The 19,636-nt window shown below is 65.9% G+C and carries 17 protein-coding genes and 1 tRNA gene; 10 read left to right on the plus strand and 8 right to left on the minus strand.

The window, feature by feature from the left end; all coding sequences use genetic code 11:
- Positions 1-19 precede the first annotated feature (19 nt).
- On the plus strand, positions 20-2,407 hold the full coding sequence (locus OOZ63_RS28075; RefSeq protein ID WP_416234796.1) for a penicillin-binding protein 1A: 2,388 nt from the start codon (positions 20-22) through the stop codon (positions 2,405-2,407).
- Here OOZ63_RS28075 and OOZ63_RS28080 read toward each other — a convergent pair.
- Positions 2,337-3,347: an NAD-dependent epimerase/dehydratase family protein gene (locus OOZ63_RS28080; protein ID WP_266009074.1), complete on the minus strand. Its 1,011-nt coding sequence runs from the start codon at positions 3,345-3,347 to the stop codon at positions 2,337-2,339. The two genes, OOZ63_RS28075 and OOZ63_RS28080, sit on opposite strands and share 71 nt — an antisense overlap.
- 39 nt (positions 3,348-3,386) lie before the next feature.
- Positions 3,387-4,520: a beta-ketoacyl-ACP synthase III gene (locus tag OOZ63_RS28085; RefSeq protein ID WP_266009076.1), complete on the minus strand. Its 1,134-nt coding sequence runs from the start codon at positions 4,518-4,520 to the stop codon at positions 3,387-3,389.
- A 247-nt stretch (positions 4,521-4,767) separates the two neighbouring features.
- Here OOZ63_RS28085 and OOZ63_RS28090 point away from each other — a divergent pair, with 247 nt between their 5' ends.
- Positions 4,768-5,745: a GMP reductase gene (locus OOZ63_RS28090; RefSeq protein WP_266009078.1), complete on the plus strand. Its 978-nt coding sequence runs from the start codon at positions 4,768-4,770 to the stop codon at positions 5,743-5,745.
- A gap of 121 nt (positions 5,746-5,866) precedes the next feature.
- Here OOZ63_RS28090 and OOZ63_RS28095 read toward each other — a convergent pair whose 3' ends face one another.
- Positions 5,867-6,922, minus strand: a complete 1,056-nt coding sequence (locus OOZ63_RS28095; RefSeq protein WP_266009080.1) for an alkene reductase — start codon at positions 6,920-6,922, stop codon at positions 5,867-5,869.
- A 182-nt stretch (positions 6,923-7,104) separates the two neighbouring features.
- On the opposite strand from OOZ63_RS28095, the gene OOZ63_RS28100 reads away from it, so the two are divergent.
- Positions 7,105-9,915 carry a valine--tRNA ligase gene (locus OOZ63_RS28100; protein ID WP_266009083.1) on the plus strand — a complete coding sequence of 937 codons (2,811 nt, stop codon included), beginning with the start codon at positions 7,105-7,107 and terminating at the stop codon, positions 9,913-9,915.
- On the opposite strand, the gene OOZ63_RS28105 is transcribed toward OOZ63_RS28100, so the two are convergent.
- Positions 9,863-10,840: an NAD(P)-dependent oxidoreductase gene (locus tag OOZ63_RS28105; RefSeq protein WP_266009085.1), complete on the minus strand. Its 978-nt coding sequence runs from the start codon at positions 10,838-10,840 to the stop codon at positions 9,863-9,865. The genes OOZ63_RS28100 and OOZ63_RS28105 overlap by 53 nt on opposite strands.
- An 83-nt stretch (positions 10,841-10,923) precedes the next feature.
- On the opposite strand from OOZ63_RS28105, the gene galU reads away from it, so the two are divergent.
- Entirely contained in the window at positions 10,924-11,790 is an 867-nt protein-coding gene (gene galU / locus OOZ63_RS28110; protein WP_266009087.1) for a UTP--glucose-1-phosphate uridylyltransferase GalU, read from the plus strand.
- Positions 11,791-11,856: 66 nt separating this feature from the next.
- On the opposite strand, the gene OOZ63_RS28115 is transcribed toward galU, so the two are convergent.
- Positions 11,857-12,084 carry a sulfurtransferase TusA family protein gene (locus OOZ63_RS28115; RefSeq protein ID WP_137945555.1) on the minus strand — a complete coding sequence of 76 codons (228 nt, stop codon included), beginning with the start codon at positions 12,082-12,084 and terminating at the stop codon, positions 11,857-11,859.
- Between the two features lie 49 nt (positions 12,085-12,133).
- Complete coding sequence (cysM, locus tag OOZ63_RS28120; RefSeq protein ID WP_266009090.1) at positions 12,134-13,042, minus strand: cysteine synthase CysM; 909 nt, start codon at positions 13,040-13,042, stop codon at positions 12,134-12,136.
- Positions 13,043-13,137: 95 nt separating this feature from the next.
- On the opposite strand from cysM, the gene OOZ63_RS28125 reads away from it, so the two are divergent.
- A tRNA-Leu gene (locus tag OOZ63_RS28125) sits at positions 13,138-13,222 on the plus strand.
- A 187-nt stretch (positions 13,223-13,409) separates the two neighbouring features.
- Complete coding sequence (locus tag OOZ63_RS28130) at positions 13,410-13,991, plus strand: rhomboid family intramembrane serine protease (RefSeq protein WP_266009092.1); 582 nt, start codon at positions 13,410-13,412, stop codon at positions 13,989-13,991.
- Positions 13,992-13,997: 6 nt separating this feature from the next.
- On the opposite strand, the gene OOZ63_RS28135 is transcribed toward OOZ63_RS28130, so the two are convergent.
- Entirely contained in the window at positions 13,998-14,888 is an 891-nt protein-coding gene (locus OOZ63_RS28135; RefSeq protein WP_266009094.1) for an NAD-dependent epimerase/dehydratase family protein, read from the minus strand.
- A 92-nt stretch (positions 14,889-14,980) separates the two neighbouring features.
- On the opposite strand from OOZ63_RS28135, the gene OOZ63_RS28140 reads away from it, so the two are divergent.
- The 4 genes from OOZ63_RS28140 (at position 14,981) to OOZ63_RS28155 (ending at position 19,114) form a co-directional block, all read left to right on the plus strand.
- Positions 14,981-16,012: a CDP-6-deoxy-delta-3,4-glucoseen reductase gene (locus OOZ63_RS28140; protein ID WP_266009096.1), complete on the plus strand. Its 1,032-nt coding sequence runs from the start codon at positions 14,981-14,983 to the stop codon at positions 16,010-16,012.
- A complete protein-coding gene (locus tag OOZ63_RS28145; protein WP_266009098.1) occupies positions 16,012-16,737 on the plus strand; it encodes a 2OG-Fe dioxygenase family protein in 726 nt (241 codons plus the stop codon). Before OOZ63_RS28140 ends, OOZ63_RS28145 begins: the two co-directional genes overlap by 1 nt.
- Positions 16,738-16,896: 159 nt before the next feature.
- Positions 16,897-18,006 carry a Leu/Phe/Val dehydrogenase gene (locus tag OOZ63_RS28150; RefSeq protein ID WP_266009101.1) on the plus strand — a complete coding sequence of 370 codons (1,110 nt, stop codon included), beginning with the start codon at positions 16,897-16,899 and terminating at the stop codon, positions 18,004-18,006.
- A gap of 85 nt (positions 18,007-18,091) precedes the next feature.
- The gene (locus OOZ63_RS28155; protein ID WP_416234797.1) at positions 18,092-19,114 is read left to right on the plus strand and encodes a Bug family tripartite tricarboxylate transporter substrate binding protein; all 1,023 of its coding nucleotides are present in this window, start codon (positions 18,092-18,094) and stop codon (positions 19,112-19,114) included.
- A 49-nt stretch (positions 19,115-19,163) separates the two neighbouring features.
- Here the strand turns inward: OOZ63_RS28155 and OOZ63_RS28160 are convergent.
- On the minus strand, positions 19,164-19,636 hold a 473-nt coding region (locus OOZ63_RS28160), incomplete at its 5' end, for an ABC transporter ATP-binding protein (RefSeq protein ID WP_266007355.1).

Raw genomic sequence — 19,636 nt, forward strand, 5'->3', positions numbered from 1 at the left:
CCGCTCCTCCAAGCGACGGATGCCTGCATTGTTGAGTCTGCTCACCGAGTTTTTCCGGGGCCATTGGCGCCGCCTGCTGCTGATCGCCGGCGCCAGCCTGGCGCTGCTGGTCCTGTTGCTGGCCATGGCCGCCGCCCTGGTCTATCCGAACCTGCCGGACATCGGCAATCTGCTCGACTACCAGCCCAAGCAGCCGCTGCGCGTCTACACGGCCGACGGCGTGCAGATCGGCGAGTTCGGCGCCGAGCGGCGACGTTATTTGCCGCTGGACCAGATCCCCAAACCCATGCAGGACGCACTGCTGGCCATCGAAGACCCTGATTTCTATGAGCACGGCGGCCTGTCCTACCGTGGCATCGCCCGGGCCTTCATCAGCAATCTGTTCAATCCGCGCAGCCAGGGCGGCTCGACGATCACACAGCAGCTGGCCCGCGATCTCTATCTGACCAAAAAGAAGACTTACAGCCGCAAGTTCATCGAGGCCCTGCTGACCATGCGCATCGAGTCGGCGCTGAGCAAACAAAAGATCCTCGAGGTCTATATGAACCAGATCTATCTGGGTCAGCGGGCCTATGGTTTCGAGGCGGCCGCGCGCATCTACTTCGGCAAGAGTCTGCAAGAGTTGTCGCTGGCCGAAACCGCGATGTTGGCCGGCCTGCCGAAGAATCCGATCTATGCCAACCCGGTTAACAATTTTGCCCGCGCCCAGAGCCGCCAACAGGTGGTCCTGCACCGCATGGAAGAGCTCGGCGTGATCGATCAGGCCCAGTTGGAATCCGCCAAGGCCGAGGCGCTGCACATCCGATCTGCCAGTGACCCGCGCTTGCATGCCGAGTTCGTCGCCGAGATGGCGCGCCAGCAGGTCCATGCACAGTACGGCGACGAGGCTTACACCCTGGGCCTGTCGGTTTACACCACGCTGGAGTCGAACGAACAGGCCGCCGCCTACCGCGGCCTGCGTCGCAGCCTGATGGACTACGAGCGGCGCAAGCCCTATCGTGGCCCCGAGGGCTTTGTCGCGCTGCCAAACAAGCCTGAGCTGTGGGACTCCGCCATCACCGAGGCGCTGGCCGAACATCCCGACCAGGACGATCTACGTGCCGCTGTGATTACCGTGATCGCGCCGGCCAAGGTCTCGGCCAGCCTGCAAAGCGGCGAGGACATCGTGATCGCTGGCGAGGGCCTGCGCGGTGCTCAATCTGCCCTGAGCGCCAAGGCCAAGGCCGAGCTGAAGCTGCGCCCCGGCTCCATCATCCGCGTGCTGCGCGGCCCGCCCAGCAAGGCAGAAGCCAAGGGGGCCTGGCAGATCACCCAGCAACCCGAGGCCGAGGGCGCACTGGTGGCGCTTGAGCCCGGCACCGGCCGGGTGCGGGCCCTGGTCGGCGGCTTCGATTTTGCGAAGAACCAGTTCAACCATGCGACCCAGGCCTGGCGCCAGCCGGGCTCGGCCTTCAAGCCCATCGTCTACTCGGCCGCGCTGGAACAGGGCGTCAGCCCGGCTACCCTTGTCGACGATGTGCCGATCGCGATCGGCGACTGGGAGCCGAAGAACTCCGACAACCAGTTCGACGGCCCGATGACGGTGCGCCAGGCGCTGGCGCGCTCAAAGAATATGGTGACGATACGGCTGATGCAGCAAGTCACGCCGCCAACAGCGCGCGCCTGGGCCGCCCGCTTCGGCCTGGATGCGGACAAACAGCCCGACAACCTGACACTAGCCCTGGGTTCGGGCGCGGCAACGCCGCTACAGATGGCCAGTGCCTATGCTGTCTTCGCCAATGGCGGCCATCTGCTCAAACCGACGGTGATCGCGCGCATCGTCGACGCCAAGGGTCAGGTCTTGTTCGAGGCCCCCACCGAGACGGCCAGCGAGGACAACCGCGCGATCTCGGCGCGCAATGCCTTCGTGATGAACAGCCTGCTGCAGGAGGTCACGCGCAGCGGCACTGCCGCGCGCGCCTCGGCCCAGCTACGGCGCGGCGATGTCTATGGCAAGACCGGCACCACCAATGACGCGGTTGATGCCTGGTTCGCGGGCTTCCATCCCAGCCTGGCGGCCGTGGTTTGGATGGGCTACGACCAGCCGCGCAGCCTGGGCGAGCGCGAAAGCGGCGGCGGCCTGGCGCTGCCGGCCTGGGTCGAGCTGATGGCCGAGGCGCTCAAGGGCGTGCCGGTCAAGGAGCCGGCACCGGTCGCTGGCCTGCTGTGGCAGGACGACGACTGGGTGTTCGAGGAGTTCACCGGCGGCGCCGGCCTCAAAAGCCTGGAGCCCTTGAGCTCGGGCCAAATCCCAGCTCAGCCTGGCCTGCCGGCCTCAGCGCTCATGCCGCCGCCGCTCAGCCTTCCACCGACGCCAGGGCGCGCAACAACGCCTGCTCACGATCAGGATGCACACCGGCCTTACTGAAGACCTGAGCCTCAGCCGGCAAGGCGCGCCACCAAGCCAGCGTATCGGCCACCGTCTCAGCCAGCGGCCGTAGCGTCAGTCCGGCGCGTAGCGCGGCGCGGTTGTCGCACTCCATGAAACTCATGTGATCGCCGGTCTGCGGCAGCCACAGCGGCAGCTCGATCCAGGGCTTGACGCCCAGATCCAGCAGGCGCTGATCCTCAGCCCAGACCCAGCGGGGCTTGACGCCAGCGGCCGCCGCGCAGGCCGCCATCAGCTCGCCCCGGGTCCATTGCCCGGGCGCGGCCACCGCATTGAAGGTACCGGACTGCCCCTGCGCCAGCAGGCTCAACGCAAAAGCAGCCAGATCGCGCGCATCGATGAATTGCAAGGCATCGCTCGGCCGACCAGGCACCAGCAGCGGCTCGCTGTCCCGTGCCTGGGCGACGCGCGCCGGCCAGTAGCTGAAACGCTGGGTCGGGTCATGTGGCCCGACGATCAGGCCAGGGCGCAGCACCAGGGCCTGCTCATTGAAGTGCTGGCGCAGGCGCATCTCGCAGGCGGCCTTCAGCGGGCCGTAGCTCGCGCCATCGACCACCTCAGTGTCGGGATTAGCCAGGCGCCCAAGCGCCGAGCCCTCGTCATTGGGCTTGGCAAAGCTGGCATAGGCCGAGACGCTGGAAATGTAGAGATAACGCCCCACCCTGCCCTTGAGCAAGGCCGCGGTGGCCTCGACCTCGCGCGGCAGGTAGCCGCAGCTGTCGATCACCGCGTCCCATTCGCCCCGCGCCAAGGCCGAGGTGTCACCGGCTCGATCGCCGCGACGGTGCTCGGCCTCGGGAAACAGCCCGGCGCCACTGCGGCCGCGGTTGAACAGCGTGAGCCGGTGGCCGGCGGCCAGCGCCGCTTCGGCCAATGCGCGCCCGACGAACTGGGTGCCGCCAAGAATGAGGATATTCATGCGGGCGATGATAGGGCGCATGAGCGCCAAGGCCCAGCCTTAGCGCTTTTTGACGATCACGCTGCCGATCGAATAGCCGGCGCCGAAGGAGCAGATCACACCCAGATCGCCGCGCTGCAGGTCGGCACGGTGGGCATGGAAGGCGATGATGGAGCCGGCCGAGGCCGTGTTGGCGTACTCGTCGAGGATCAGCGGCGCCACGTCCGAGCCTGCGCCGGCCAGATCCTGGCCGACCAACTTCTTGATCACCAACTGATTCATACCCAGATTGGCCTGGTGCAGCCAAAAGCGGCGCACCGCGGCCGGCTGATGGCCCAGCGTGGTCAGGTGACCCTCGATATGGGCGGCGGCCAGCGGCACGACTTCCTTGAACACCTTGCGGCCTTCTTGCTGGAAGGTCTTGTCGCGCGCCAGAGGGTCGCTGTCCTCGCTGCGGTTCAGGAAGCCGAAGTTGTTGCGAATATTGCTGGAGAACTGGGTGGCCAGCTTGGTGCCGAGAATCTCCCACTGCTCGGCCGAGGTGGCGGTGTCGGCGCGCTCGACGATCACGGCGGTGCAGACATCGCCGAAGATGAAGTGGCAGTCGCGGTCGCGCCATTCCAGATGGGCCGAGGTGATCTCGGGGTTGACCACGAGCACGCAGCCGGCCGTGCCCGCGCGCACCGCATTGGCGGCCTGCTCGATCGCGAAGGTGGCCGAAGAGCAGGCCACGTTCATATCGAAGCCGTAACCGCCGGCACCAATGGCCTGCTGGATCTCGACCGCCATCGCCGGATAGGCGCGCTGCATATTCGCGGCGGCGCAAAGTACCGCGTCGATCTGATGGCCCTCTTTGCCGGCGGCGGCCATGGCCTTGCGGGCAGCATCGACCGCGATCTCGGCCATCAGCGAGAGCTGGTCGTCGGGGCGCTCCTCCAAGCGCGGATACATGCGGGTCGGATCCAGCACGCCGGACTTCTCGATCACATAGCGCTGCTTGATGCCCGAGGCCTTCTCGATGAACTCGACGCTGGAATGGGTCAGCGCGGGCCTCGTGCCGGCGGCAATTTCCGAAGCATGCTGGGCGTTCTGCAGATCCGCATAGCGGTTGAAAGCCTCGACCAGTTCGGCATTGCTGATGGTGTGCGGCGGCCGGTACAGGCCGGTGCCGCTGATGACGACTGCTTCGCTCATATGAATTCCTTGGCGGGGGCGCAAGTGTAGCGAGCTGCCCCATTGCGGGGCAAAGAGGACTTACCCCGCCCCAAACAGGAGAACCCGCGTAGAATCAGTCACCGGGCCCAAATTTTGGCGTCCGGTTTTTTGTCTCCGCACCATTCCGCGCTGAATGGCCTCGCGGCGGCAACCGGTCCCAAGTCAAGCGCTCGCAGCCCAGGTGGTGCACTGCACGAACGCACCCCGACACTTGCGATCTTGGACCATGGAAATCTTTGACTACGACAACATCCTGCTGCTGCCGCGCAAATGCCGCGTTGAAAGCCGCAGCGAATGCGACACTTCGGTGGAATTTGGCCCGCGCCGCTTCAAGCTGCCGGTGGTGCCGGCCAATATGAAGACGGTGGTGGATGAAAACATCACCGAATGGCTGGCCGCCAACGGCTACTTCTATGTGATGCACCGCTTCGATCTCGACAATATCGAGTACGCCAAGCGCATGCGCGACAAGGGTCTGTTCGTCTCGATCAGCTCGGGCGTCAAGCCGGCGGACTATGCGGTGATCGACCGCCTGGCGGCCGAGGGCGTCGGCGCCGACTACATCACGATAGACATCGCCCACGGCCATGCCGACAGCGTGCAGCGCATGATTGCCTACATCAAGCAGAAGCTGCCTAGCACTTTTGTGATCGCCGGCAATGTCGGCACGCCCGAGGGCGTGATCGATCTGGAGAACTGGGGCGCCGACGCCACCAAGGTGGGTATCGGCCCCGGCAAGGTCTGCATCACGCGGCTGAAAACCGGCTTCGGCACCGGGGGCTGGCAGCTGTCGGCCTTGAAATGGTGCGCCCGCGTCGCGACCAAGCCCATCGTCGCCGACGGCGGCATCCGCCATCATGGAGACATCGCCAAGAGCGTGCGCTTCGGCGCTTCGATGGTGATGATCGGCTCGCTATTCGCCGGCCATGAGGAGTCGCCCGGCAATACCGTCGAGGTCGACGGCAAGCTCTACAAGGAGTACTACGGCTCTGCTTCGGACTTCAACAAGGGCGAGTACAAGCATGTCGAGGGCAAACGCATCCTCGAGCCGGTCAAGGGCAAGCTGGCCGACACGGTGCGCGAGATGCTGGAAGACGTGCAGAGCTCGGTATCCTACTCCGGCGGCAAGACCCTCGCGGATCTGCGCAAGGTGAACTACGTGGTGCTCGGAGGGGAAAACGCCGGCGAACATCTCTTCATGTAACGGCCAACCTCACCCCGGCGCTTCGGCGCAGCCAAAACGCCGGGTGTGCAACTGATCCAGAAGGGTCGAGTTTTGACCGGCGTTTCACAAAAACGCCGGCGAGCCCCCGTTGCTCTAGGACTCAGAGCGTCGGATAGTCCGTGTAGCCCTTCGCACCCGGGGTGTAGAAGGTGCTAGGGTCCGGCGCATTCCAGGCCGCGCCGGCAGCCACCCTTTGCGGCAGGTCGGGATTGGCCAAGAAGCCGGTGCCGAAGGCCACGGCATCGAGCTGCCCCATCTCGATTGCGCGCTGCGCCTCCTCGGCGTCATAGCCCATGTTGCCGACCAGAACACCCTTGTAGTGCTGGCGCGCGACCGGGATCACATCGGCCTTCTGCAGACCGAAGAAGTCGGCCCGCATCAGGTGCAGATAGGCCAGATCGAAACGGTTGAGCTGCTCGGCCAAATAGGCGGTCAGCGCCAGCGGATCGCTATCCTTCATGCTGTTGTAGCTGTTCAGCGGCGACAGGCGCAGGCCGACGCGCTGCGAACCGATCGCCGCGCACACGGCCTCCAGCACCTCGAACAAAAAGCGGGCGCGATGGGCCAGTGAGCCGCCATAGGCGTCATCGCGCTGATTCGATCCGTCGCGCAGGAATTGGTCGATCAGATAGCCATTGGCGCCATGCACCTCAACGCCATCGAAGCCCGCGGCCACCGCGCGACGCGCGGCTTCGGCATAGGCCCGGACCAGGCCAGGAATCTCCTCGGCACGCAGCGCACGCGGCGTCACATGGGCTTGCTTGCCTGTGGGCGTGTGCACCTCACCCTCGATGGCCAGGGCACTGGCCGACACCGTCTCGGCGCCGTCATTGAGCCCCGGATGGGCCGCACGGCCGGCGTGCCAGATCTGCATGAAGATGCGGCCGCCCTTGGCATGGACCGCATCGGCCACCTGCTTCCAAGCCTGAGTCTGGGCCTCGTCATAGATGCCGGGATCGGCGCCAAAAGCCGAGGTACCCGGCGCGACCATGGTGCACTCGGTGATGATCAGGCCGGCACTGGCACGCTGCGCGTAGTACTCGGCCATCAGCGCATTGGGCATGTGGCCGGCACTGGCACGGGTGCGTGTCAGAGGCGCCATCAGCAGGCGGTTGGGCAGCGTCAGCGCGCCGAGTTGCAAAGAGGAGGACAGCATGGGCATTTCTTTCGGACCAAAGTGATAACTCCCGGAAATTACACGGCTTTGCCATGCCCTGCCCGACCACGGGATTCGCACTTTCGTGATAGACGGCACTCCATGCAGACGGGCCACCTACAATCGCGCTCCATTCCCTGAGCAACACCTTGCGCCCGACGAAGGTCGGCGCCCGATGCCACATGACCGAACTCGCGAAGTCCTTCGAACCCGCCGCTCTTGAAGCCCACTGGGGTCCCCTGTGGGAAGGCCAGGGCCTGTATGCCCCGACGCTGGACTCGAGCCGCCAGTCCTTCAGCATCCAGCTGCCGCCGCCCAATGTGACCGGCACCCTGCACATGGGCCACGCCTTCAACCAAACCATCATGGACTCGTTGACGCGCTACCACCGCATGCTGGGGCACAACACGCTGTGGGTGCCCGGCACCGACCATGCCGGCATCGCCACGCAGATCGTCGTCGAGCGCCAGCTGCAGGGCAGCGGCCAGAGCCGCCATGACCTGGGCCGCAAGAACTTCGTCGCCAAGGTCTGGGAGTGGAAGCAGGAGTCGGGCGACACCATCACGCGCCAGATGCGCCGCATGGGCGACTCGGTGTCCTGGGCCCACGAGTACTTCACGATGGACGAGAAGCTCTCCGAGGTCGTGACCGACACCTTTGTGCGCCTGCATGAGGAAGGACTGATCTACCGCGGCAAGCGCCTGGTCAGCTGGGATCCGGTGCTGCAGTCGGCCGTCTCCGATCTGGAGGTCGAGAGCGAGGAGGAAGAGGGTTCACTCTGGCATATCCGATACCCCATCGAGGGCAGCGACGAGAGCCTGGTGGTGGCCACCACGCGGCCGGAAACCATGCTGGGCGACACCGCCGTGATGGTCCACCCTGAGGACGAGCGCTACACCCATCTGATCGGCCGCCAGGTGCGCTTGCCCATCACCGGCCGGCTGGTGCCGGTGATCGCCGACGACTATGTGGACAAGGCCTTCGGCACCGGCGTGGTCAAGGTCACACCTGCGCATGACACGAACGACTACCAGGTCGGCCTGCGCCACCAGCTGGAGATGCTGACCATCTTCACGCTGCAGGCCACGGTCAACGATGCGGCACCCGAGGCCTATCGCGGCCTGGACCGCTTTGTCGCGCGCAAGAAGATCGTCGCACAGCTGGAGGCTGAGGGCCTGCTGGTCGAGGTCAAGAAGCACAAGCTGATGGTGCCGCGCTGCGCCCGCACCGGCCAGGTGATCGAGCCGATGCTGACCGACCAGTGGTTCGTCGCGATGAGCAAGCCGGGCGCCGGCGGCAAGAGCATCGCCGAGCAGGCCATCGAGGCGGTGTCCTCGGGCGAGGTCAAGTTCGTGCCCGAGAACTGGGTCAACACCTACAACCAGTGGATGAAGAACATCCAGGACTGGTGTATCTCGCGCCAGCTCTGGTGGGGCCATCAAATTCCGGCCTGGTATGCAGACGACGGCCGCATCTTCGTCGCCCGCAGCGAGGACGAGGCCCGCGCCAAAGCCACGGCCGCCGGCTACACCGGTGTGCTCAAGCGCGACGAGGACGTGCTGGACACCTGGTACTCCTCCGCGCTCGTACCCTTCTCGACGCTGAACACGCAGGAGCAGGACCTGTTCCTGCCCAGCAGCGTGCTGGTGACCGGCTACGACATCATCTTCTTCTGGGTCGCTCGGATGATCATGATGACCAAGCACTTCACTGGCAAGGTGCCGTTCAAGCATGTCTACATCCACGGCCTGGTGCTCGATGCGCAGGGCAAGAAGATGAGCAAGAGCGAAGGCAACGTGCTCGATCCGGTCGACCTGATCGACGGCATCGCGCTGGCCCCGCTGCTGGACAAGCGCAGCCAGGGCCTGCGCAAGCCCGAGAACGCACCCAAGGTGCGCAAGGCCACCGAGAAGGAGTTCCCCGAAGGCATCCCCGGCTACGGCGCCGACGCGCTGCGCTTCACCTTCGCGGCGATGGCCACGCTGGGCCGCAGCGTCAACTTCGACAGCAAGCGCTGCGAGGGCTACCGAAATTTCTGCAATAAGCTGTGGAACGCGACCCGCTTCGTACTGATGAATTGCGAGGGCCAGGACTGCGGGCTCGCTCACGAGAAGGGTCAGTGCCCGCCCGGCTACATGAGCTTCAGCCAGGCCGACCGCTGGATCAGCAGCGAGCTGCAGAAGGTCGAGGCTGCGGTGGCCCAGGGCTTTGCCGAGTACCGCCTCGACAACGTCGCCAATGCGATCTACTCCTTTGTCTGGGACGAGTACTGCGACTGGTATCTGGAGATCGCCAAGGTGCAGATCCAGGAAGCCAAGGACCGGGGCGACCAGGGGCAGCAGCGCGCTACCCGCCGCACCCTGATCCGAACGCTGGAGACGATCCTGCGCCTGCTACACCCGATCACGCCCTTCATCACCGAAGAGCTGTGGCAGACGGTGGCACCAATCGCCGGACGCAAGTCCAGCGACTACTTGGTCACCGCGGCGTACCCGGTGGCCCAGCCCGAGCGCATCGATCCCGTGGCCATCGCCTGGGTCGATAAGCTCAAGGCCGTGGTCGGCACCTGCCGCAGCCTGCGCAGCGAGATGAATCTGTCGGGTGAGCGCGTGCCCCTGCTGGTCGGCGGCGACACCGGCTTCATCGCTGAGGCCGCCCCCTTCCTGAAGGTGTTGGCCAAGTTCAGCGAGGTGCGCATCGTGGCGGACGAGGCAGCCTTTGCCGCCGCCAGCCAGAACTCACCGGTGCTGGTGCATGGCGAGGCGCGCCTGGCACTGCATGTGGAGATCGATGTCGAGGCCGAACGCGCCCGCCTCGCCAAGGAGATCGCCCGCCTTGACGGCGAGATCGTCAAGGCGCAGGCCAAGTTGGGCAACGAGAGCTTTGTCGCACGGGCACCGGCTTCGGTGGTCGAGCAAGAGCGTCAGCGCATCGCCGAATTTACCGCCACCGCGGCGCGGCTTCGGGCTCAGGCAGATCGGCTGGGTAAGTAGGCCGGAACTCCGCCGTCGCTTGCGCCGGCACGGCCAGCATCTCGTCCATGCGGCGCGCCACCCCCCAGGCGGCGCGTACGCGCGACTCGCGCGTCGTGCTGCCCAGGCGCGGTGTCACCTGTAGGCCCGGCAGGCCGTGCAGGGGCCGGCCCGGCTCCAGTACGCCGGGCTCCATGCTGTCAAACCAGGCCGCCAGGATGCGACCGCTCCCCATCGCCTGGGCCAGCGCCTGCTCGTCAAAGATGCCCGAATGGGCCAGGCTGACCAGCACCTGGCCGGGCTTGGCAAAACCCAGCACCCGCTCGCCGATCAGGCCGCGGTAGCGCAGGTAGTAGGCCAGCTGCACGCTGACCGCGTCGCTACGCTCCATCAACTCGCGCAGCGGTAGCGGCTCGATGCCCCATTGCGCCCACAGCGGCTCGCTCTGATGCAGGCTGGGGTCGTAGCCGATCACCCGCGTGCCGAAGGCCGGCAGCAGCTGGGCCAGCATGCGGGTGGCCGGGCTCATGCCGATCAGGCCGACCGTGGCGCAACCCAACTCGCGGCCGACCAGCATGCCGTCGCTGGCCTGCACGGGCACCCGACGCAAGAGAGCCAGCAAGGCACCGACGACGAACTCGGCCTCGGCACTGGCGGTCGCGGTGATGCTGCGCACCACCTCAATGCCGGCACTGCGGCAGGCCTCGGCATCAAGGTTCTCCAGCCCGGCGCTCATGCGCCCGACCACGCGCAGCTTGGGCGCGGCGCGCAGCAAGGCGATATCCAGCGGCACATGGGGCGGCAGCACCAGCCCTTGCACCTGATGCAGGGCGGCGCGCAGCCCCGCCGTGTCGGCCGCGAGCTCGGGCGCGTAGATCACGGCGTGGCGCTCCGCCAGCCATTGCATGACCTCGGCTTCTAGCGGCTCAACGATCAGCAAACTCATGACACTAGCGGCCCTTGCAATCCCAAATTTGACACCCAGGCCCCATGCCACAATGCGCGCGAGCAATTGGAGAGTGTACGGAAATGATGGTGACCAAAGCGATTTTCCCGGTTGCAGGTCTTGGCACGCGGTTCCTCCCCGCCACCAAGGCGCAGCCCAAAGAAATGCTGCCGGTGGTGGACAAGCCCCTCATCCAGTACGCCGTTGAAGAGGCTTATGCCGCCGGTGTACGGGAAATGATTTTTGTCACGGGTCGTCACAAGCGCCCGATTGAAGATCACTTTGACATGACTTTCGAGCTCGAGGTAGCCCTCGAACAGGCGGGTAAGCGAGAGTTGCTGGAGGTGGTGCGCAGCGTCAAGCCCGACGATATGGAGTGCATCTATGTGCGCCAGGCCCAGGCCCTCGGTCTGGGCCATGCAGTATTGTGCGCACAGCGCCTGGTCGGCAACGAGCCGTTCGCTGTGCTGCTGGCCGATGACCTGATGGTAGGTCAGCCGCCGGTGCTCGCGCAGATGGTCGAGCAGTATGCCGAGTGGCGCGCCTCCATCCTGGCCGTGCAAGAAGTGCCCGAGGAGCACACGCGCCGCTACGGCATCGTTGCTGGCACCCAGGTCAACGACAAGCTGATGGATGTCAGCCGCATCGTCGAGAAACCCGCACCTGCCGATGCACCCTCGCGCCTGGGTGTGGCCGGCCGCTATATTCTGACGCCAGGCGTGTTCCACGAGATCGCCAACCAGCCGCGCGGCGTCGGCGGCGAGATCCAGCTGACCGATGGCATCGCCGGGCTGCTGCGCCGCGAGAAGGTGTTTGCCTACCGCTACGACGGCAAGCGCTACGACTGCGGCAGCAAGGAGGGCTTTCTGCAGGCCAATGTCGAGCTGGCGCTGGCCCATCCGGAACTGGGCCCGGGCTTTCGCAAGTATCTGCAAAGCCTGGACATCTGAGTACGGGCTCCGCTCAGCAAAATGGCCACGCTAGCGTGGCCATTTGCTTTCATGCATGCGCCGCACTCAACGGCGCTTCAACACATGGATGAATTCATCGGCCTGGCTGGACTGCTCGACCAGTTCATTGCCGGTCTGGCGCGCAAAGGCCTGGAAGTCGCGCATCGAGCCGGGATCGGTGGCGACGACCTTCAGCAACTGGCCACTCTCCATCTCGGCCAGGGCCTTCTTGGCCTTCAAAATGGGCAGCGGGCAGTTCAGGCCGCGGGTGTCGAGTTCTTTGTGGGCGTCCATGGCAATAGCTTCCTTTGAGGTCCGATTCTAGGCCCTGGCCGTGGCGGGCTCAGGCCGGAAACACCCCGGTCGACAGATAGCGGTCGCCGCGGTCGCAGACCACGAAGACGATGGTGGCATTCTCCAGCGTGCGCGCCAGCTGCAGCGCGACCCAGCAGGCACCGGCCGCCGAGATGCCGGCAAACAGGCCCTCCTCGCGCGCCATGCGCCGCGCCATGTCCTCGGCATCGGCCTGGCTGACCAGTACCAGCTCGTCAACGGCAGAGGGTTTGTAGATCTTGGGCAGATAGGCCTGCGGCCATTTGCGGATGCCCGGAATGCGCGAGCCCTCGGCCGGCTGGGCGCCGATGATGCGGACCGCCGGGTTTTGCTCCTTCAGGAACTTCGAGGTGCCGGTGATGGTGCCGGTCGTGCCCATCGCACTGACGAAATGCGTGATCTCGCCGCCAGTGTCGCGCCACAGCTCCGGGCCGGTGGTCTCGTAGTGGATGCGCGGGTTGTCCTCGTTGGCGAACTGGTCCAGCACCCGGCCCTTGCCCTCGAGCTGCATCTTCTCGGCCAGATCGCGGGCGTACTCCATGCCGCCCGAGCGCGGCGTCAGGATCAACTCGGCCCCGAAGGCCTTCATCGTTTGAGCACGCTCGATCGACAGGTCCTCCGGCATGATCAGCACCATGCGGTAACCACGGATGGCTGCGGCCATCGCCAGCGCGATGCCGGTATTGCCCGAGGTCGCTTCTATCAGGGTGTCACCGGGCTTGATATCGCCGCGCTCTTCGGCGCGCCGGATCATGCTGATGGCAGGTCGGTCCTTGACCGAGCCGGCCGGGTTGTTGCCCTCCAACTTGGCAAGGATCACATTGCCGCGCGAGGCCATCTCGGTGCCCAGGCGCTGCAGGCGCACCAGAGGCGTGTTGCCGATCACATCTTCAAGGCTGGGGTAGTGCTTGCTAGTCATGGCGGCGATTGTGGCAGTCAACCAGCACAGTTGCCCAAGGATGGCTAATTTGTGTGGCACAATTGCGGCCTTCAGCAGCGCAAGCTACAAGATCTGCCCCGATGGCGGAATCGGTAGACGCAGGGGACTCAAAATCCCCCGCCGCAAGGTGTGCCGGTTCGAGTCCGGCTTGGGGCACCAGATCACAAAGCCCGCCGTTGAAGCAAGAGCCCCGCAAGCCGGGGCTTTTTTGCGTCTGCATCCGTCATAGACCCGGCGTGGCTGCAGTGACTCAGGACGCTCGCGCACTGCGAATACACTCTAGCGCCCGTATGCCGTCGACCCGTCGCGGCAATGTCAGAGCGACTTCCGAGACACCCGCCCGACCATGCCCCAATTGCCTCCGGTTACCAAAGCCTTCATGCTGGCCTGCGTGGGCCTCTTCTGCGCCTTCTTGTTGCTGCCGCCATCGCTTGAGGTCTTGTTCGCGCTGTGGCCCATACAGACCGGGCGCTTCCTGCCCTGGCAGCCAGTCACCTACGCCTTCCTGCACGGCGACGTGATGCATTTGTTCTTCAATATGCTGGGCCTGTGGATGTTCGGCTCGGAACTCGAGAGGGTGTGGGGCAGCAAGCGCTATATCCAAATGCTGGCCGCCAGTATCCTGACGGCGGCCGCCGCACAGCTGATCTTCACGCTGCTGATCGGCTCGGTATCGCCCACCGTCGGCGCTTCGGGCGCGCTTTTCGGCCTGCTGCTGAGCTTCGGCATGCTGTTCCCGGACCGCATCATCATGCCGCTGTTCCCACCGATTCCGATGAAGGCCAAGTACTTCGTCGCGATCTTCGGCGCGCTGGAACTGCTGATGGGTCTGGGCGGCGGCAGCGGCATCGCCCACTTCGCCCATCTGGGCGGCATGCTGGGCGCCTACCTGCTGATACGCTACTGGCGCGGCGCGCGGCGTCGCTAATCCCCGCTAGGCCACCAGGCCTTGTGCCGGCTGCGGGTAGCGCAACTTCAACCGCAGCTCGGTCTTCAGACGGGTGTTGGTGAGCCGGCGCGATTCGCTCATGAAACTCAGCTGCATCGTCGACATCAGCCGGGCCGCCTCCGCCCGAGCGACCCGTGGTGGCCTGCTCATGCCGCAAAGATCGGCCGCCAGATCGAAGTAGTCCCCCATCAGCAGTTCGCTGTCGTCGCAGACATGGACGGCGCGCTGCGGCAGGCCGCGAAACAGCGCCGCCACGCAGGCGCGGGCCAGATCGTCAGCGTGGATATGGTTGGTATACACATCCTCCTCGCGCCGCAGCACCGGGCTGCCACGCACCAGACGTTCGCGGGGATGACCGCCCTCACGGTCGGAGGCATAGATGCCGGGCACGCGCAGCAGGCTGATGCGACCGCCGAACTGCACGCCAAAGACGCGCAGCCGCCGCTCAGCCGCGACGCGGCGCAGCGCCCGCTCGGTGCCGGGTGCCACCGGCCGACTCTCATCAAAGCGCGCGCCGCCGCAGTCGCCGTAGACGCCACTGGTGCTGGCATAGACGATGCAGGCCGGAGGCCGGCCGCGCGCCAAGGCCTGCAGCAGCGCGGCGGTGCGCAGATCGTCACGGCCCTGCGGCTGCGGCGGCGCCAGGTGCAGGACCCGGTCCGCCAGCCCTGCAAGCCGCCCCAAGCTGGCGGGATCGTCCAGATTGCCCAGCAAGGGCGTGGCGCCAGCAGCACGCAGCTCGGCACGGCGTTCGGGATTTGACGTCAGAGCCAGGACCGGCCAGCGCCCTCCCAGCAGTTTCAGCACCCGCATGCCGACATCGCCACAGCCGACGATCAGCAGACGGGCGGCGGCAGGCGTGGGGCAAGAAGGCATCGCGTGGGCTCAGGCAAAATGGCGCCCGAGTTTAAGCCCCCCTGCGCATGCGAGCGGCGGGCCATGTTTTTTGCCGGAGTCCACTGCACATCATGAATTTCCAGGTCACCGTACAACCCAGCGGCCGCGTCTTTGCCGTCGAGCGCGACGAAACCCTGTTGGGCGCCGCCATCCGTCAGGGAATCGGTCTGCCCTATGGATGCAAGGACGGTGCTTGCGGCTCCTGCAAGAGCAAGTTGCTGGAGGGCCGGGTGATCCATGGGGCGCACCAGCCCAAGACCTTGACCGAGGCCGAGGAGGTCGCCGGCATGGTGCTGACCTGCTGCGCGACGCCGCAGACCGACTGTGTGCTGGAAGCCCGCACCGTGCCCGGCGCCGGTGAGTTCGCGGTGCTGAAGCTGCCCAGCCGGGTGCTGAGCATGGAGCGGCCGTCGGGCGATGTCGCCGTCGTGCGTCTGCAACTGCCGGCCACGCAGAACTTCCAGTTCCATGCCGGCCAGTATGTCGAGTTCATCCTGCGCGACGGCGCTCGCCGCAGCTACAGCATGGCCAATGCGCCGCACAATCTCGGCACACCGCCGGCCATTGAGCTGCACATCCGCCACATGCCCGGCGGCAAGTTCACCGACCATGTGTTCGGCGCGATGAAGGAGAAGGACATCCTGCGCATGGAAGGCCCGTTCGGCAGCTTCTTCCTGCGGGAGGACTCGGACAAGCCCATGGTGCTGCTGGCCAGCGGCACCGGCTTCGCGCCGATCAAGGCCATCATCGAGCGCATCCAGCATCTGGGCCTCAACCGCCCGACGACGCTGTACTGGGGCTGCCGCAGCAAGGCAGATCTTTATCTGCATGACTGGGCCTTGAAGGCTGCGGCCGAGATCCCCAACCTGACTTATGTGCCAGTGCTGTCCGAGCCCCGGCCGGACGATGACTGGAGCGGCCGCACCGGCTTCGTCCACGAGGTCGTGATGCGCGATTTGCCGGACCTCTCGGCCTACCAGGTCTATGCCTGCGGCGCGCCGGTGATGGTCGATTCCGCGCAGCGCGATTTCGTGGCGCAGTGCGGGCTGCCCGCCGAAGAGTTTTACGCCGATTCCTTCACCTCAGAAGCGGACAAGCACTGATGTTCGAACCCCCTTATGTCGCAGGCGATCGTTTCGAGGCTCAGCTCAAGGAACTGGGCCATGCCGTGATTTCGCCGACGACGGTGCAGCGCAGTCTGGCCGTCGACGGGCAAGACCTGGCCCTGCTGACTCCGTTCTGGAACGATCTGCCGCCGGACGCCTATCTGCGCGATGGCGGCAGTTACCGCTTCCGCCGTCACAGCTGCTTCGTCGCCGACGGGCCGGCGCTGACCCAGGCGCCGCACCGCGCCCACTGGCAGCCGCTGGACTACAACGCGCTGCACGGCGGCATCGAGCGCTGGTTCGAGCCGATGGTGCCGGCCGCCGTGGCGCTGCCGGCCTGGGGCAGGCTGATGCTGGGCCTGGCCGATATCGCCTCGGGCCTGAAAGGCGCCCGGCCCTGGTTCATCGAAGCCCACCAGTTCCGCATCGACACGGCCAGCGGCATCGGCCGCCCCACCCCCGAGGGCGCGCATCGGGACGGGGTCGATCTGGTCGCGGTCTTTCTGGTCGCGCGCCAGCAGATCAAGGGCGGCGAGTCACGTGTCTTCGAAGCCCAAGGCCCGCAGGGCCAGCGCTTCACGATGACCGAACCCTGGACCCTGCTGCTGCTCGACGACGAGCGCGTGATCCACGAGACCACGCCGATTCAGCCGGCGGCGCAGAACGGCTGGCGCGACACCTTGGTCGTGACGCTGAGGGCCGGCGGCTTCCAGGGCCCCTGAGGCGTGGATTCATGCCGGCACTGCATGGGCTGATGCGCAGGCGGCAGCGGCCCGCCGTTTAAAGCCCCCTACACTCGTGCCTCGGTCAAGCCACAAGCTTGGCCGTCGCCGCGTTGGCGCCCCGCCGACGCGTACATCCCCCGCATCACGAGTGCATCCATGAACGCCATCACCGACATCGCCCGCGCCCTCTCCACCGACGCTGGCGCCTCCTCCCTTCCCACCTCGCTGTTTGGCCTGCCCGAACAAGCCCCGCATGAACGCGTGCTGCTGGCCGCCGATGCGCAGACTGGGCTGAAAGCCATTTTGGCCGTGCACAGCACCGCCCGCGGTCCGGCCTTCGGTGGCTGCCGCCTCTGGACCTATGACAGCGAACTGGCCGCACTCAACGACGCACTGCGCCTGTCGCAGGGCATGAGCCTGAAGAACGCGCTGGCCGATCTGCCCTTCGGCGGCGGCAAGGCCGTCATCATCAAGCCGACCGGCGACTTTGATCGCACCGCATTGTTCGCCGCCTTCGGCCGTGCGGTGCAGTCGCTGGACGGCGCTTACATCACGGCCGAGGACGTCGGCACCACCACCGCCGATATGCGCGGCATGCAGGGCCAGACCTCCTTCGTCAGCGGCATCCCGCGCGAAGGCGCATTCGGCGGCGACCCGAGCCCAAAGACGGCCTGGGGCGTGTTCGTGTCTATCCGTGCCGGCGTCCGCCAGGTGCTGGGCCGCGAGTCCCTGGAGGGCGTGCGCGTCGCACTGCAAGGTCTGGGCGCCGTGGGCTGGCATCTGGCCGAGTTCCTGCACCAGGCCGGCGCGAAGCTGCTGGTAGCCGACATCGATGCGGCAAAGGTGGCCCGGGCGGAAGAACACTTCGCTGCCCAAGCCCTGACGGTGCAGGACATCCTGGCCGCGGACGCCGATGTATTGGCGCCCAATGCGCTGGGCGCGGCGCTGAACAGCCAGTCGATCCCTACCTTGCGTGCACGCTTGATCGCGGGCGCTGCCAACAACCAGCTTGCCACCGCAGCCGACGGTGACGCGTTGCAGGCACGCGGCATCACCTATTTGCCCGACTACCTGGTCAATGCCGGCGGCATCATCAGCGTGGCCCGCGAGTATCGCGGCGAGGGCGAGGAAGCGGCTGTGATGGCCGAAGTCGGCAAGATCGCCGACCGGGTCACCGAGCTGCTGGAGCGCGTCAAGCGCGAGCACTCGACCCCCGCCCGCGTGGCCGATGCATGGGCCCGTGCCAAGCTGATCCGCCCGGCGTGAACTTTGCCGCACTCTGGCGGCAGCGGGCGTGCGCTTAGCGCCTGATCCGGGTTTACCTGGAGAGCGCTGCTGCTAGGCTAGCGGGATGACTACCACTTCCCGCCTCACCCTCTCTTCCAAGACCCGCCGCATGCTGCTGGCAGGTCTTGGCGCTTCCTTCAGCCTGCTGTCGGCAGGCCCGGCACTGGCTCAAGCCAACAAGCCGATCCGCCTGATCGTGCCCTATGCCCCGGGCGGCCCGCTGGACACCGTCGCCCGCAGTCTGGCCGAGCGCGCCAAGGACAAGCTGGGCGTCATCGTCGTCGAGAACAAGGCCGGTGCCGGCGGCAATCTGGGCGCCGACATGGCGGCCAAGGCCGCGCCGGACGGCCACACCATCGTGATGGGCGCGGTCGCCACCCATGCGATCAACCCCTGGTTGTTTGCCAAGATTCCCTACGATCCGATCCGCGACTTCACACCGATCACCCTGGTCGCCCGCGTTCCCAATGTGCTGGTGATGAATGCTGAGGCCGCGCAGAAGCTCGGCATCAACAGCGTCGCCGATCTGGTCGCCTATGCGAAGAAGAATCCCGGCAAGTTGAACTACGGCTCGGGCGGCAATGGCAGTGCCGGCCATCTGGCCGGCGAGATGTTCAAGGCACAGGCCGGCATCTTCATGACCCATATCCCCTACTCCGGCGGCAACCCGGCCCAGTTGGCCCTGGTGTCGGGTCAGGTGGATCTGAACTTCGACAATCTGGCCAGCGCCTCGGGCAATATCAAGTCGGGCAAGCTCAAGGCCCTGGCGGTGACCACGGCCAAGCGCTCCTCGGCCCAACCCGAGCTGGCGGCGATTGCCGAAAGCCCGGCCGCCCTGGGCCTGAGTAAATTCGACATCAACACATGGTTCGGCTTGTTCGGCCCGGCCAAGCTGCCGGCCGACGTCACGGCCAAGCTCAACGCCGCCTTCGTTGAGGCCCTGAACTCGCCCGAGATCAAGAGCCGCATGGCCACGCTGATGGCCGAGCCGGCACCGAGCACGCCGGAGCAGTTCGGCGCCTTCGTCAAGACCGAGTTGGCCAAGTACGGCAAGGTCGTCAAGGACTCCGGCGCCAAGCTGGATTAAGAACAAAGGCGGCCTCGGCCGCCTTTTTTGATGCTCGTCGCAATTGCGCCTACTCGCCCAAGTAGGCAGCCCTTACCTTGGGATCATTGAGCAAGGTCTTGCCCTCGCCGGTCATGGTGATCTCGCCGGACTCCATCACATAGCCGCGGTTGGCCAGTTGCAGCGCGCGGCTGGCGTTTTGCTCCACCAACAGCACCGTTACGCCCTGCTGGTGGATGTCGTTGACCACCTCGAAGATCTTGTCCACCATGATCGGGCTCAGGCCCATGCTGGGCTCGTCCAGCAGCAGCACCTCGGGCCGCGCCATCAGCGCACGCCCCATCGCCAACATCTGCTGCTCGCCGCCGCTCATCGTGCCGGCGAGCTGGTTGCGGCGCTCCTTCAGGCGCGGGAAGATGCCGAAGATGCGCTCCATATCGCTTTGGATCTCGGCGTCGTTCCTGATGTAGGCGCCCATCTGCAGGTTCTCGGTGATGGTCATGCGGGTGAAGGTGCCGCGCCCCTCGGGCACCATCACCAGGC

The sequence above is a fragment of the Paucibacter sp. PLA-PC-4 genome (assembly GCF_026241155.1).
In the GTDB taxonomy this organism is placed as follows: Bacteria; Pseudomonadota; Gammaproteobacteria; order Burkholderiales; family Burkholderiaceae_C; genus Roseateles_E.

What these genes read in the sequence shown, in the direction of transcription:
- OOZ63_RS28075 (WP_416234796.1), top strand. Translation starts at nt 20, where the DNA reads ATGCCTGCATTGTTGAGTCTGCTCACCGAGTTTTTCCGGGGCCATTGG.
- OOZ63_RS28080 (WP_266009074.1), bottom strand. Translation starts at nt 3,347, where the DNA reads ATGAATATCCTCATTCTTGGCGGCACCCAGTTCGTCGGGCGCGCATTG.
- OOZ63_RS28085 (WP_266009076.1), bottom strand. Translation starts at nt 4,520, where the DNA reads ATGAGCGAAGCAGTCGTCATCAGCGGCACCGGCCTGTACCGGCCGCCG.
- OOZ63_RS28090 (WP_266009078.1), top strand. Translation starts at nt 4,768, where the DNA reads ATGGAAATCTTTGACTACGACAACATCCTGCTGCTGCCGCGCAAATGC.
- OOZ63_RS28095 (WP_266009080.1), bottom strand. Translation starts at nt 6,922, where the DNA reads ATGCTGTCCTCCTCTTTGCAACTCGGCGCGCTGACGCTGCCCAACCGC.
- OOZ63_RS28100 (WP_266009083.1), top strand. Translation starts at nt 7,105, where the DNA reads ATGACCGAACTCGCGAAGTCCTTCGAACCCGCCGCTCTTGAAGCCCAC.
- OOZ63_RS28105 (WP_266009085.1), bottom strand. Translation starts at nt 10,840, where the DNA reads ATGAGTTTGCTGATCGTTGAGCCGCTAGAAGCCGAGGTCATGCAATGG.
- galU (WP_266009087.1), top strand. Translation starts at nt 10,924, where the DNA reads ATGATGGTGACCAAAGCGATTTTCCCGGTTGCAGGTCTTGGCACGCGG.
- OOZ63_RS28115 (WP_137945555.1), bottom strand. Translation starts at nt 12,084, where the DNA reads ATGGACGCCCACAAAGAACTCGACACCCGCGGCCTGAACTGCCCGCTG.
- cysM (WP_266009090.1), bottom strand. Translation starts at nt 13,042, where the DNA reads ATGACTAGCAAGCACTACCCCAGCCTTGAAGATGTGATCGGCAACACG.
- OOZ63_RS28130 (WP_266009092.1), top strand. Translation starts at nt 13,410, where the DNA reads ATGCCCCAATTGCCTCCGGTTACCAAAGCCTTCATGCTGGCCTGCGTG.
- OOZ63_RS28135 (WP_266009094.1), bottom strand. Translation starts at nt 14,888, where the DNA reads ATGCCTTCTTGCCCCACGCCTGCCGCCGCCCGTCTGCTGATCGTCGGC.
- OOZ63_RS28140 (WP_266009096.1), top strand. Translation starts at nt 14,981, where the DNA reads ATGAATTTCCAGGTCACCGTACAACCCAGCGGCCGCGTCTTTGCCGTC.
- OOZ63_RS28145 (WP_266009098.1), top strand. Translation starts at nt 16,012, where the DNA reads ATGTTCGAACCCCCTTATGTCGCAGGCGATCGTTTCGAGGCTCAGCTC.
- OOZ63_RS28150 (WP_266009101.1), top strand. Translation starts at nt 16,897, where the DNA reads ATGAACGCCATCACCGACATCGCCCGCGCCCTCTCCACCGACGCTGGC.
- OOZ63_RS28155 (WP_416234797.1), top strand. Translation starts at nt 18,092, where the DNA reads ATGACTACCACTTCCCGCCTCACCCTCTCTTCCAAGACCCGCCGCATG.